The organism is Amycolatopsis sp. EV170708-02-1, from assembly GCF_022479115.1.
Taxonomy (GTDB): Bacteria; Actinomycetota; Actinomycetes; order Mycobacteriales; family Pseudonocardiaceae; genus Amycolatopsis.
The window spans coordinates 4198450-4210682 of the sequence record NZ_CP092497.1; the positions used below are offsets into that span (position 1 = coordinate 4198450).

The 12233-nt window shown below is 64.7% G+C and carries 12 protein-coding genes; 7 read left to right on the forward strand and 5 right to left on the reverse strand.

Annotated elements, in window-relative coordinates; genetic code table 11:
- Positions 1-133 precede the first annotated feature (133 nt).
- Positions 134-640, reverse strand: a complete 507-nt coding sequence (locus tag MJQ72_RS19580) for an SRPBCC family protein (RefSeq protein WP_240600805.1) — start codon at positions 638-640, stop codon at positions 134-136.
- A gap of 132 nt (positions 641-772) precedes the next feature.
- Here MJQ72_RS19580 and MJQ72_RS19585 point away from each other — a divergent pair, with 132 nt between their 5' ends.
- The 5 genes from MJQ72_RS19585 (at position 773) to MJQ72_RS19605 (ending at position 5232) form a co-directional block, all read left to right on the forward strand.
- Positions 773-1666, forward strand: coding sequence for a helix-turn-helix domain-containing protein (locus tag MJQ72_RS19585; RefSeq protein ID WP_240600806.1), 894 nt, complete (start codon positions 773-775; stop codon positions 1664-1666).
- A 77-nt stretch (positions 1667-1743) separates the two neighbouring features.
- Positions 1744-2061 carry a hypothetical protein gene (locus MJQ72_RS19590; protein ID WP_240600807.1) on the forward strand — a complete coding sequence of 106 codons (318 nt, stop codon included), beginning with the start codon at positions 1744-1746 and terminating at the stop codon, positions 2059-2061.
- A 38-nt stretch (positions 2062-2099) separates the two neighbouring features.
- Positions 2100-2717, forward strand: a complete 618-nt coding sequence (locus MJQ72_RS19595) for a hypothetical protein (protein ID WP_240600808.1) — start codon at positions 2100-2102, stop codon at positions 2715-2717.
- Between the two features lie 53 nt (positions 2718-2770).
- A complete protein-coding gene (locus MJQ72_RS19600; protein WP_240600809.1) occupies positions 2771-3670 on the forward strand; it encodes an MBL fold metallo-hydrolase in 900 nt (299 codons plus the stop codon).
- Between the two features lie 53 nt (positions 3671-3723).
- A complete protein-coding gene (locus MJQ72_RS19605) occupies positions 3724-5232 on the forward strand; it encodes a carboxylesterase family protein (RefSeq protein ID WP_315860883.1) in 1509 nt (502 codons plus the stop codon).
- On the opposite strand, the gene gntF is transcribed toward MJQ72_RS19605, so the two are convergent.
- The 4 genes from gntF to MJQ72_RS19625 form a co-directional block, all read right to left on the reverse strand.
- Positions 5201-6004 (reverse strand): guanitoxin biosynthesis pre-guanitoxin forming N-methyltransferase GntF, encoded by an 804-nt coding sequence (gntF, locus tag MJQ72_RS19610; protein WP_240600810.1) that lies wholly within the window; start codon positions 6002-6004, stop codon positions 5201-5203. The two genes, MJQ72_RS19605 and gntF, sit on opposite strands and share 32 nt — an antisense overlap.
- Before the next feature lies 1 nt (position 6005).
- Positions 6006-7547 (reverse strand): aspartate aminotransferase family protein, encoded by a 1542-nt coding sequence (locus MJQ72_RS19615; protein WP_240600811.1) that lies wholly within the window; start codon positions 7545-7547, stop codon positions 6006-6008.
- A 28-nt stretch (positions 7548-7575) separates the two neighbouring features.
- The gene (locus MJQ72_RS19620; RefSeq protein ID WP_240600812.1) at positions 7576-8943 is read right to left on the reverse strand and encodes an NAD(P)/FAD-dependent oxidoreductase; all 1368 of its coding nucleotides are present in this window, start codon (positions 8941-8943) and stop codon (positions 7576-7578) included.
- Between the two features lie 444 nt (positions 8944-9387).
- Positions 9388-10161 (reverse strand): 2-keto-4-pentenoate hydratase, encoded by a 774-nt coding sequence (locus MJQ72_RS19625; protein ID WP_240600813.1) that lies wholly within the window; start codon positions 10159-10161, stop codon positions 9388-9390.
- 154 nt (positions 10162-10315) lie between these two features.
- Between MJQ72_RS19625 and MJQ72_RS19630 the strand changes: the two genes are divergently transcribed.
- Together MJQ72_RS19630 and MJQ72_RS19635 are read left to right on the forward strand one after the other, a co-directional pair.
- Positions 10316-11986, forward strand: coding sequence for an MFS transporter (locus MJQ72_RS19630; RefSeq protein WP_240600814.1), 1671 nt, complete (start codon positions 10316-10318; stop codon positions 11984-11986).
- A 7-nt stretch (positions 11987-11993) separates the two neighbouring features.
- Complete coding sequence (locus tag MJQ72_RS19635) at positions 11994-12188, forward strand: tautomerase family protein (protein WP_240600815.1); 195 nt, start codon at positions 11994-11996, stop codon at positions 12186-12188.
- Positions 12189-12233: the final 45 nt, after the last annotated feature.

Genomic DNA, 12233 nt, shown 5'->3' on the forward strand with positions numbered 1-12233 from the left:
GTCGCGAGTAGAGCATGGAGAAAAGTGTGAAACAAGGCGCTCGGCCTGTATCTGGCGCGTTCGTCCCGGCGCGCTTGGCCAAAAGACCCGACGCGGTCTCGCTCGCCGCCGGCCCGACTCCTCGGTGACGCGCCTACGCTCGGCGGTTCTCACCGACCCACCGCGCTAGGGACACCAAGGTCGTCTCGACACTGATGACCATGTAGTCGCGCAGCTCCTCGACGTCGCCGCGGGTTTCGCCCAGTACAGGATCCGTACGCAGGAGCCGCCATTCCTGGGACACTTCGGTCCCATCGCCGTAGGGACGCATCGTCCACGTCCAGCGGACGATCCCGTCGTCGACCCCGCCGACGACGAAGGCGAAGCCGGCACCTGGCCGCGCCTCCAAGACCTGTGAGCGGGCTGTCCACTCTCGGTCACCCTTTCGGTTACGGCCACTGAACCACGCTCCGGGATGCGGGCCCGCTCCATCGTCATAGGTGACGTCGCTCGCGTTCGGGCTCCACGTGGCGATCATCGACACATCGCTGATCAACTCGTAGACAACGGACGGCGAGGCGTGGACCCAGGTCCGGCGAGCAAAGGTGAAATCCGAGAGGTCGCCCAAATCCGGACCGTTCTGTACGACTCGAGTGCTCATCCGTATTCCTGCCATGAGTGCTTTCGGGGACATCACCCAGCATCGCTGGTTCTCCGCCACCTCGCCGCCCCCGGCGCTGCCTATCCACAGCAAGGTGTGGCTAAAGTCCAGGCCGCCTCTCAGACTGGGGTCATGGACGAGAGACGACAGCTGGGCGAGTTCCTCAAAGCCCGTCGTGCCGGGCTACGGCCGGAGGACATCGGTCTGGCCCAGCATGGCGAGCGGCGGCGTGTTCCTGGCCTGCGGCGTGAGGAGCTGGCTCTGCTGGCAGGCGTGAGCCCGTCGTACTACTCCAGGCTCGAGCAGGGGCAGTCGCTCAACGCCTCGCCCGAGGTGCTGGACGCGATCGCCGGCGCGCTGGGTCTGGATGAAGCCGAGCGTCGTCACCTGCACAACCTCGCCAGCGCACCGCGCAGATCACGAGAGGGTCGCCGTCCCGCGCCGGAACGGGTCACCCCGGCGGTACGGCGGCTGGTGGACGTGCTCGCGGAGGTCCCCGTCGTCGTCCTCGGCCGCCGCAGCGACGTCCTGGCCTGGAATCGCACCGGGCATGCCTTGTTCGCCGGTCATCTGGATCCGGACAGCCCGGATCACCCGGCCAGGCGGCCGAACATGACCCGGCTGGTGTTCTCCGATGCCCACACCCGGGACCTGTACGCGGATTGGCAAGCCAAGGCGAAGGACGTGGTCGGCAACCTGCGCCTCGCGGCAGGCAACCATCCCGACGACCCGCTGCTGGCGTCGCTGATCGGCGAACTGACGCTCAAGAGCCCGGATTTCGGCGCGATATGGGCCGACCATCGGGTCCGGGCCTGCGATGTCGGAGTCTACGAAATGCGGCACCCGCTCGTGGGCACCATGCGAGTCACCCAGCAGACCCTGCACACCGAGCAGGGGCAGAAAGTCGTCGTGGCGACCACGGAACCCGGTTCGGCCTCCGAACACGCACTCGCCCTCCTGACCCGGACCGTCTTGTCCGCTGAGGATAATTCGGCCATCGATTACGAAACTCCGACAACTCGGTAACCGAGTTCAAAAACATTCGCGACCGAATAATTCGTTTTGCGAACGGTCATTCGTGCGCCCAAAATAAGGAACCAGGAATGTTGCGCAGCAAGGCAACCAAAGCCGCGATCGCGGTGCTGATCACCGCTCTGACGACTGTCATGACCCTGACCACGACCTCCGCGTCGGCGGCGACACCCCCGCGGACGCATGCCCGTATCGCCGTGCATTTCGATCTGGCCAAGGGGCAGACACCGGAGAACATCGCACTGGAACCCGGTGGCACCGCCGTGGTCACGCTTGCCGCCGCCAGGCAGGTCGCACGCGTCGACCGTAACGGCGTCACCCGGATCCTGGCCACCTTGCCGGCCCGGCCGACGGCGGTGTCAAGACACCGGTTCTGGGTTTTCCACTGACCACCGGCATTGTCCGGACGAGTGATGGTGTCCTCTTCGTGTTGTACGCGACCGGCACCTCCGACCTGACAGGTCTGTGGCGGCTTGCTCCCGGTCAGGCACCGCAACGCATCGCCGCACTGCCCTCAACCGGCCTGCCGAATGGCCTGGCGCTGGACGAACGCGACGATCGGCTGTACATCACCGACTCGGTACTCGGCACGGTCTGGACCGTCGCGCTCGCCGGCGGTACCCCGAAGGCATGGTCAACCGCCGCCGAACTCGCTTCGACCGGCTTCCTCGGCGTCAACGGGGCAAAGGTGCACAACGGTGCGCTGTGGGTGACCAATCTCGACATGGGCACCGTCCTGCGCATCCCGTTCCTCGCGGGTGGCCGAGCCGGAGAACCGCTGGTCACAGCCAGGGGCTTGGTCGGCCTCGACGACTTCGCCTTCACCGGCCACGGCGACGAGATCCTGGCCGCGGTCAACGGCCCGAACAAAGTCGTCCGCATCGGATCCGGCGGCCGGTCCTCCACCATCCTCGACGCCTCCGATGGACTGCAGAACCCCACCGCCGTGGCAGTCCGCGGTGCCGACGTCCACGTGATCAACGCCGCTTACGTCACGGCCACCGACCCCAACCTCCTGTCGGCCCGCTGGCACAACTGTTTTTAAGCGAACCTCGTAAAGCATCGCTAGCAAGAAATCTGAGCGAAAGGACGAAGAAAATGGCTGACATGACCTTCGGTGACGTGGACCTGACCCGGGTCGAGGAAATGCACGGACCGGTCGGGATGTCCCCGGACGTGTTCTTCCCCGGGTCACCGAAAGAGGAATGGGACGAGCAGCAGTCCATGCTCGTGCCGGATTTCCTCGACGCGGACACCAACATCTGCGAAGTCGCCGTACAGACCTGGGTGCTGCGCAGCGAGGGCAAGACGATTCTGATCGATACCGGGGTCGGCAATCACAAGGAACGACCCTACGCACCGTTCTGGGGACACCTGGACCTCGACTTCCTCGGCAATCTCGAACGGGCGGGAATCCGACCGGACGAAGTCGACATCGTGGTGAACACCCACCTGCATGTCGACCATGTCGGCTGGAACACCCGCCTTGACGGTCAGTACTGGGTGCCGACGTTCCCCAACGCGACCTACCTGATGCATCGCGCCGACTTCGAATTCTGGAACCCTGCCAACAACCCGAAGATCGCCGGTGGCGTCAACCAGAATGTCTACGAGGACAGCGTCGCGCCGGTGCACGCCGCCGGCCAGGTCGAGCTCTGGGAGGGCAGCCACACCATCGACTCGAACCTCCGGCTGGAAGCGACGCCGGGGCACACCCCCGGGTCCAGCGTCGTCATGCTCGCCTCCGGCGATGATCGCGCCGTCTTCGCAGGCGACTTGCTGCACTCCCCGTTCCAGATCATGCGACCGGACCACAACAGCTGCTTCTGCGAGGATGCCGAGGGCGCACGCGCGACCCGGCGAAACATCCTCGGCTGGGCGGCCGACAACAACGCCCTGGTCCTGCCCGCCCACTTCGCGGGCCGCGGAGCGATGGAGATCGACCGGTCCGCCGGGTCGTTCACCATCAAGCGGTGGGCCCCGCTCGACCGGCTCTGAACCGGTGAGAGCCGCCGATCAGCACGGTGGCGACCGCGGAAGGGAACAACTCCATGAAATCGCCCCTCGAAATCACCACCACCTCCGGCCCGGTCCTCGGTCTGCGCCGTGAGGACGGCGCCGTCTTCTTCGACATCCCCTATGCGGCCGCGCCCACCGGAGCACACCGTTTCGCGCCGCCTCGCCCGCACGCACCCTGGACAGACGTTCGATATTCGGGGATGCCGGGCCCCACCGCCCCCCAACCCCGGCGGGAAACTTTCGGCGTTCTCGACATGACACCGTATTTCGGACCCGGATGGATCCACGGCGCCGATTACTTGACGCTCACCATCTGGACTCCAGCCGTACGGGACCGTCGTGCTCCGGTCATGGTCTTCGTCCATGGCGGCGGCTTCCTAGGCGGCTCGACCCGCTCTGCGCTCTACGATGGGCAAGCCTTCGCGCGTGACGGCGTCGTCCTGATCACGGTGAACTACCGGCTGGGCATCCCCGGCTTCCTGCACCTGGACGATGCCCCCGACAACCGGGGCCTGCTCGATGTCCTCGCCGCGCTGCGCTGGATCCAGTCCAATGCTGCGGCCTTCGGCGGTGACCCGGCCAACGTGACACTTTTCGGCCAGTCAGCGGGAGCCATCCTCGCCGGGGGCGTCGTGACAGACCCGGCTTCTCGCGGACTCCTCCACAGAGCGATCCTCCAGAGCGGCACCGGGACCGGAGCGTTGACAGCCGAACAGGCGGAGTTGGTCACCGAAGCAGCCGGCCTCGAACTCGGGCTCACTCCCACCGCTGCGACGCTGGCCGAAGTACCGGACGGGCGGTTTGTCGAGATCACCCCACGTCTGGCCACAGTGGATCTGCGCGTCCGCGACACATTCCACCCTCTCGGCGGCCTCACCCCGTTCAGCCTTGTCCTCGACCGGCAGCCCGCCGCCTATCTCGCCGCGGGCCACGGTGTCGACGTGGACCTGCTCATCGGATCGAACACCGAAGAAGGCAACCTCTACCTGGCCCCGCAGGGCGGCCTGGCCGACGTCGGTGAAACGGATCTTTTGGCCGCCGCGGCGCGGTCACAGCGAAACCCAGCCGAACTCGTCGAGGCATATCGGCTGCGGCGCCCTGATGCCGCCGGCCCGGAACTGCTGTCCGCCATCGTCAGCGACGCCCTGTTCGGGAACGGAACGAGGCGGATGGCCGCCGCTCACGCGACCGCGTCCGCGGCGAGGACGTTCCTGTACGAGTTCACCTGGCGATCGAGTGCCCTCGACGGCACACTAGGGGCCGCTCACACCATGGAGCTTCCCTTTGTCTTCGACCGCGTCGGACTGCCGGAGCTGCACGGACAGCGTGCGCTGCTCGGCACCGACGAACCCCCGGCCGATCTCGCGCGTCGTATGCGTCAAGCATGGGTCCGGTTCGCCACCACCGGAGATCCCGGATGGGCCCGTCACACCGTCGACCACCGGGCCACCATGCATATCGGCGGTCGCTGGCAGCTTCGCGACGCCGCCGGTGATCGCTTGGACGCCGTCAAGTTTCCAGCCGCCTTGCGGAAACCATGATTATCGCTTCATAACCGTGCTCTTTCATGTCGGTATTACGCGCTACCTCGACGAGCGTATCGGAACGATCGAATCCGACTTCGTCCAGCACTCTGCGCACATCGACATCCGTCAGCCGGACCTGACGCAGCTCCTCGTCGGAATTTCCGTCATCGCTGATGACGTAGTGACCGGTATCATAGAGAAAGGAGGCGAACAGTCTCCCGCCAGGCGAAATCAGGTTCGAAGCGCGCGCCATGACCTTCTCCCAGGTCGCCATGGTGTCGGACGCGGAATCCAAGCAGAAGAACGCCCCGACCAGGCCATATCCATGTTCGTCAGGCTGTGGTGCGGCCAGCAGGTCCAGCTGCTTCACCGAGTGGATCTTGTCCCGAAGCGTGTCCTCGCGGGCAGCCACTGACTCGTCGGAGGAACTCGCACCCTCCACTTGAAGGGCAAGGCGTGCGAATTCTTTCCAGTCATGAGCATCGGGACGCTTCTGCTGCCACGCCCGGATGGCTTCGAGATTGTCGAGCAAATAGTCGGACATGGTTATGTTCGAGACATAGGGCGCCGCTTGTAGTGCTCGTGCCACACAGGGTCCGCAGCCGATCTCGAGCATCTCGGGCATGTCTTCGATTTTTCGGTACTCTTGCGCCAAGAACTCCGCAAGCTGAATTTCGTCCTGGACGATGTGGCTGTAGAAGGTATTGAGATACCTGTCGGCGAATCCTGCCGTTTCGAACTTCGCGTAGTCCGTTCCGGCGACGAAGGTCTCACTGTCGTTACTCATCTCAGATCCCAACGGGGTGTTCTGTGGTCAGTGTCGCTTCCAGCCGGCGTCCGGTGTCCACGATCTCGTGGACCAATGACTGTAGGTCCTCCTCTCGAACCGTCGGGCTGAGGAGTGTGAGCTTCAGGCACAGCTTCTCCTGAATGCGCGTCGTCGCGATCATCGCCCTGCCGGCGGACATCAATGTCTGCTGTATCTGACGATTGACAGAATCGCTGAATCGGTCGGCGGCCGGCTCGTATCGGAAGACAAGGCAGCCTAACTCGGGCTTGTGGAGCATTTTCAGGCGACCTGTCGATTCGATCATTTCCCGGGTTCGCTGCGCGAGATCGAGAACATGTCCGATCATGTCGCCAATCCGGCGCTTGCCCAATGTTCGCAATGAGACCCAGACCTTCAAAGCATCGAATCGTCTCGTGGTCAAGAGTGACTTGTCCACAAGATTCGGGATGCCCGCGACCTTGTCCTCCAGGGGGTTCAGATAAGCTGCCCGGTGGGTCATCAGGGAGAAGTTCGACGAAGCCCCGACCAGCAACAGGCCACAGCTTGCCGGTTGCCACAGCATCTTGTGGAAGTCGACGCTGATCGAGTCCGCCAGCTCGATCCCGGCGAGACGATCGCGGTGTCGCTCCGAGAACATCAATCCGCCACCGTATGCCGCGTCGGCGTGTAGCCACATTCCCGCTTCGGTCGCGACTTCCGCGCACGCTGTCAGGTCATCGATGGCGCCGAAATCCGTTGTCCCGGCCGTGGCCACCAAAGCGATGGGGATCTTCCCCCGGCGCTTCATGTTCTGGACAGTCCTCAAAAGACTGCCTGTCTTCATTCGATGACCATCGTCCACGGGGATCCGGACCACGGCATCCGTCCCCAGGCCCAGCTGGGCAGCAGCCTTCTCGATCGAGAAGTGTGCGGATTCCGAACAGATTATGCGAAAGTCCTGACTTCGTGTCGGCAATCCGGATCGTTTCGCCGACCAGTTCATGTTTTTCTGCAGCCAATGGTCGCGGGCCATGAGTAGTGCGGCGTAGTTCGAGTGCGTCCCGCCGGGTGTGAAGGTTCCGTCGGAAGAGGCTGGCATTCCGAACTCTTCGCAGATCCGTGCAATGAGCGTCTTTTCGATCATGGTCGCGGCAGGCGACGTTTCGAACACGTCAAGAGATTGATTCAGTGCGCTGATCAGCACCTCTGCCTGCAGGGCGGGGATCACTGGCGGGCAGAGGAGATGGCCGATGGTCGCCGGATGCGTGAGTGATATCGAATTCCGAACCAAGAACTCGAGATCGTTTGCCATTGCATCTTGGCCGATACCCGCCTCGGGAAAGGGGTCGGCGCCGGTAAGGCTTGTCGACAGTTCGGCAGGGGAGCGGCCGCTATAGGATTCTTTTTCCGCATACTGGGTCAGCATGCCCAGAATGGTCGATATCGTTGCCAGATGCTCGGCCAGGTTCGACCTGTCCAGGAAGAGCTCATCGTAGGGCCGGCTATCCGTATCGCAGGCCGCATCGCTGGTATCGCAGTTGTTCGCCATGGACTGTGTCATGGGGCGGAATCCATTTCGTCAGATCCGACTATCTCTTGCCGAGAACCTTGCGAGCCACGGAAAGGCCACTCTCGATCGCTCCGTCGATGAACCCGTTCCAGCCATTCGCGACATCCGAACCGGCAAGGAACAGGCCGTCCTCCGCCTGCTGCATTTCGGTCAGATACCTGGACATCTGCCCTGGTCCGGGCATCGACCAGGTGCCCATAGAATGGGGGTCGCCGACCCAGTCGTGAGCGTGATAGTCGAGCACCTCCGCGTCGGGCATGAGCCGCCGGATCCCCTCGGTGACACTGTCCATGCTGGCCAAGTCGACCGCTTTGGAGTCCGAGCCGAACGCGAAGAAGATCGTGTCGTCGCCGACGTGGTATTCCGACTGCAGCCAGGTGAAGGGCAATGATGTCGGGCCTGCTCCGAAATACTCGTGGGTACCTCTGATCGTCGCCCAGAGTTTCACTCCATGCGACGGCTGCCTCGCCCTTATCGCCGCCGACTTCACGGTGGACAGTTCGGGTGTGAACTTGATGTTCGACAGGGTGTTCAGTGGAACTGCGCACACGACATTTCGTGCCTCGAGCAAATCATTGTTCAGGGTTGCCACTTCGAGCATTTCTCCGGCTCGCGCGACCGACTGAACAGTGTTCTCGAATCGAAAATCGACTCCGGCGTTCCTGGCATCCATGGCCAGTGCGTCGACAAGGCTCTTGGTCCCTGACTTGATCTTGTAACGATCAACGCAGTCCCATAGCAACTCCGGAGTACCGCCGGACAACGCATACCAGCGCAGGGCGGCCAGTAGTCCGATCTCCTCGAGATGAGCGCTACAACAAGTGGCCAGTGCGGCCTCGGTGAGCACCGCGGTGTCCGGGTCGAACCGCAGGCTGTCCAAGCGATCTCGAACCGTCATCGACTCGGTTTCGTCCAGGTCGGATCGAAGCGGGTCGTGGGGCCGGGTCAGAAGACCGTACGCGTCGTGACATACCCCGTGTACCCCGGCATTGATCCGATCGACCGCGTCTTCCACGCTGCCGACCTTGAATTCGTCACCGACGACCCATCCCACGCGAGGCGTCACCTCCGGGGCGCTGTCCGCGCGATGAGGCAGCTCGATACCCGCGAACACTCGCGAACGAGGTCCCCTGTCAGCGGCGACACCGCTTTCCGTCAGTGACAAGCCGTATCGGGTCAGCTCCGCCCATACATGGGGTTGGTGCCAGTGGACCCACGCGCCGCCGACTTCGATCTGCTTCCCGGCGAATTCGGTTGTCCAGGTACGGCCACCCAGCCTGTCGCGCGCTTCCAAGAGCACGACCTGCTGACCGGCGTACTGCAGTTCACGAGCAGCGGTCAACCCCGCGAATCCGCCGCCGATCACGATGACGTCAATTGCAGGCAAGTTCTCTCCCAGGCGTCGAATCGGAACATCCGGTATGAGTCGATGATTTCGCCTGTCAAGGCTTGTCAACTGCGACAACGACACCAAGTGAGTGTCCGTGACAATACCCGGCCCTTGTTGACAGGAAAGCCGCATTCACGTCGTCGGGAGCCGGCGGTCCCGCAGTTCGCGGACGGGGACATACGGTCGAAGCCGTTGCCATCTCAAGTCAGCACCCCACATCCGTGATGACGATCCAAGCCCGGTACGAGCCATGACGATCAAAGGATTCGGCCACAGAGTCAGCTGTAACCCTGGACGGCAGAACTTGGTGAGTCCTGCGCAGGAGTGTAGGCAGGCGTCGGCTCAGTCATGCCCGGCTCCGGCACGAGCAGGACTAAAGGGGCAAACTTCACGCGTTTTCGGGGCCGGATTCCCGTTGCGAATCCGACGAGGTGCTTGCCGTCAGCGCAGTGTCACGGTGCCGAGGTGGGTGAATTCCGCGGTGACGGTGTGTCCGGGCCGGAATGGGATGGCGTCCGTGAGGCCGCCGGTGAGGACGTGCCAGCCCTCCTCGAGGGCGAGACCGCGTTCCGCGAGGGCGTTGGCGGCCAGCGCGAGCGCGTTCGCGGGATGCCCCTGGACGGCGGCACCGGTGGCCGTGTCCGCGAACTCGCCGTCGACGCGCAAAACGCAGGCTTCCAGGCCGAGGTCGAGAGTGCCGGGTTCGCGGGTCACGTCGCCGAGTACGAAGCGTGCCGAGGACGCGTTGTCGGCCACGACGTCAGGGAGGGTGAAGCGGAAGTCGCGGTAGCGGCTGTCGATCACTTCGAGTCCGGCTGAGACCGTGCGTACCGCCGCCATGGCGGTCGCGGGGGTGACGCCTGGGCCCGCGAGGCGGGTGCCGAGGGTGAAGACGATTTCCGGTTCGACGCGCGGGTGGATCAGTTCGCCCGCGGGGATCGGGATGCCCGCCTCCACGGCCATGTCCTCGGTGAGCCAGCCGGTGAGCGGGGCGTCGATGCCCATTCGTTGCTGTTTGGCGCGGGAGGTGAGGCCCAGCTTGACACCGATGACTCGTGCGCCGCGGGCGGCGACGAGGGCGGTCTGCACCTGGTAGGCGGTGGCGAGGTCCAGCTCCGGCCAGTCGTCGGTGATCGGCCGGCGGGCGGTGCGGCCGGTCTCGGCTGCCCGCAATTCTTCGACGGCCCGCTCGACTGTCCACGTGCTCACGGTCATGATTCCACTGTGGAAGTTTCGACCAGGTAACTCCAGGTGCCGTTTCCGGCCAGCGGAAATCGGCGCGTTGTTCTCGCCACAGGCGGACCTACGGTCGCTCCATTCCGCCGCCCGCTACCTGGTGGACGGCCCGGCTGGCTCGAGGAGACCGTCGATGAACAAACAGGAGCTCAAGGTCGTCGGTGCGTCGGCCGTCGGCACGGCGTTCGAGTGGTACGACTTCTTCCTCTACGGCGCGCTGGTCCCGGTGATCGGCAGCAAGTTCTTCAGCGGATACGGCCCGGCGGCGCAGACGGTGTTCGCGTTGCTCACGTTCGCCGCCGGGTTCGTGGTCCGGCCGATCGGCGCGGTGGTGTTCGCGCGGATCACCGACCTGGTCGGACGCAAGATCGTGTTCCTGATGACCTTGGTGATCATGGGCGTGTCGACCGTGGCGGTCGGGGTGTTGCCGACCGCGGACCAGATCGGCATCGCGGCGCCGATCCTGTTGGTGACGTGCCGCATTCTGCAGGGGCTCGCGGTGAGCGGCGAGTTCGGGGCGGCGGTCACCTACGTTTCGGAGTACGCGCCGGCGAAGCAGCGCTCGTTCTTCGTCGGCTGGCTGACCGGCACCACCGCGCTCGCCTTCAGCCTGTCTTTGGGCGTCCAGATCGTCGTCGAGTCCATTGTGGGCGCCGCGGCCTACGACTCGTGGGGCTGGCGGGTGCCGTTCCTCATCTCGGTGGTGCCGCTGGCGCTGTCGGTATGGATCCGCACCAAGCTCAACGAGAGCCCGCTGTTCCTTAAGATGAAACAGGAGGGCACGACGACCAAGGCACCCCTGCGGGAGGCGTTCGGGTCTCGGGCCCGGGTGCGGATGATCGCGATCGTGTTCGTGATGGCCGCGGCGCAGTCGTTCATCGGTTACCTGTCCACCGTGTACATGCTCACCACGATGAAGACCTACCTGAAGGCCGACTCGTTCACGGTGAACGCCATCTACATGGTGGTCATGCTGGCCGGGTTCTTCCTGTGTGTGCTCGTGTGCTGGCTGACCGACCGGGTCGGCAGGCGGCCACTGCTCTTCGCCGGGCTGGGGCTCGCCGCACTGCTCGCCTTCCCCATCACGAACGGGATCACCTCGATCGCGAATCCGGCGCTCGCGGCGGCGCAGGACAAGGTCTCCGTGGTCATCAAGGCCGACCCTGCCGACTGTTCGTTCCAGTTCAACCCCGCGGGCACGGCGAAGTTCACGTCGGACTGCGACCAGGCTCGCAACGTGCTGCAGGCCAACTCGGTCACCTTCGACCGGCAGGACGTCACCGGTCCCACGACCGTCGTGGTGGACGGCACCGAGATCGCGGGCGGTCCGTCGCTGCGGCAGGATCTCGTGGCCGCGATCAAGGGCGCCGGGTATCCGGTGGGCGGGTCGGGGACCACGATCAAGGCCGAAGGGATCGGCGGTTTCTTCACCGGCCCGGTGCTCGGGGTCGCGCTGTTGTTGCTGGCGTTGGTCGCTCTCGCGCAGATGGCTCAGGGGCCCGCCGCGACGGCGATGGCGGAGGTGTTCCCGACGAGGATCCGCGCGACCGCGCTGTCGGTGCCCTACCAGCTCGGCGTCGGGCTGTTCGGCGGGTTGCTGCCCGCGACGATGACGGCGATCGGCGCCGAGGTGGGCAGTTTCACCACCGCGCTGTGGTACCCGGTCGGTGCGATGGCGCTGGGGCTGGTGATCCTGCTGTTCACCTTGCCCGAGACCCAGGGCGTCGACCTGGCGGATGTCCGCCTGGCCGGTGATACCTCCGCGGATGCCACCGAAGACGTCGCGGTACGGCGGGAGGGCTGAGGGCAGGATGCCGATCATCGACGTATCACTGGTGGCAGGCCGGACCGACGCGGAATTACGCGGGCTCATCACGGCGGTGCACGCCGCCGCGGTGGCGAGTTTGGGAGTGCCGGGAGAGTCGGTGCGGGTACTGGTGCGTGAGCTGCCGCCGACGCACTGGGCGGCGAACGACGAGACCATCGCGGAGCGCCGCTCCCGCTGAGAACGAACGGGGCCGCGACGACCGTCGCGGCCCCGTTCGTTCGCG

What these genes read in the sequence shown, in the direction of transcription:
- MJQ72_RS19580 (WP_240600805.1), bottom strand. Translation starts at nt 640, where the DNA reads ATGAGCACTCGAGTCGTACAGAACGGTCCGGATTTGGGCGACCTCTCG.
- MJQ72_RS19585 (WP_240600806.1), top strand. Translation starts at nt 773, where the DNA reads ATGGACGAGAGACGACAGCTGGGCGAGTTCCTCAAAGCCCGTCGTGCC.
- MJQ72_RS19590 (WP_240600807.1), top strand. Translation starts at nt 1,744, where the DNA reads ATGTTGCGCAGCAAGGCAACCAAAGCCGCGATCGCGGTGCTGATCACC.
- MJQ72_RS19600 (WP_240600809.1), top strand. Translation starts at nt 2,771, where the DNA reads ATGGCTGACATGACCTTCGGTGACGTGGACCTGACCCGGGTCGAGGAA.
- MJQ72_RS19605 (WP_315860883.1), top strand. Translation starts at nt 3,724, where the DNA reads ATGAAATCGCCCCTCGAAATCACCACCACCTCCGGCCCGGTCCTCGGT.
- gntF (WP_240600810.1), bottom strand. Translation starts at nt 6,004, where the DNA reads ATGAGTAACGACAGTGAGACCTTCGTCGCCGGAACGGACTACGCGAAG.
- MJQ72_RS19615 (WP_240600811.1), bottom strand. Translation starts at nt 7,547, where the DNA reads ATGACACAGTCCATGGCGAACAACTGCGATACCAGCGATGCGGCCTGC.
- MJQ72_RS19625 (WP_240600813.1), bottom strand. Translation starts at nt 10,161, where the DNA reads ATGACCGTGAGCACGTGGACAGTCGAGCGGGCCGTCGAAGAATTGCGG.
- MJQ72_RS19630 (WP_240600814.1), top strand. Translation starts at nt 10,316, where the DNA reads ATGAACAAACAGGAGCTCAAGGTCGTCGGTGCGTCGGCCGTCGGCACG.
- MJQ72_RS19635 (WP_240600815.1), top strand. Translation starts at nt 11,994, where the DNA reads ATGCCGATCATCGACGTATCACTGGTGGCAGGCCGGACCGACGCGGAA.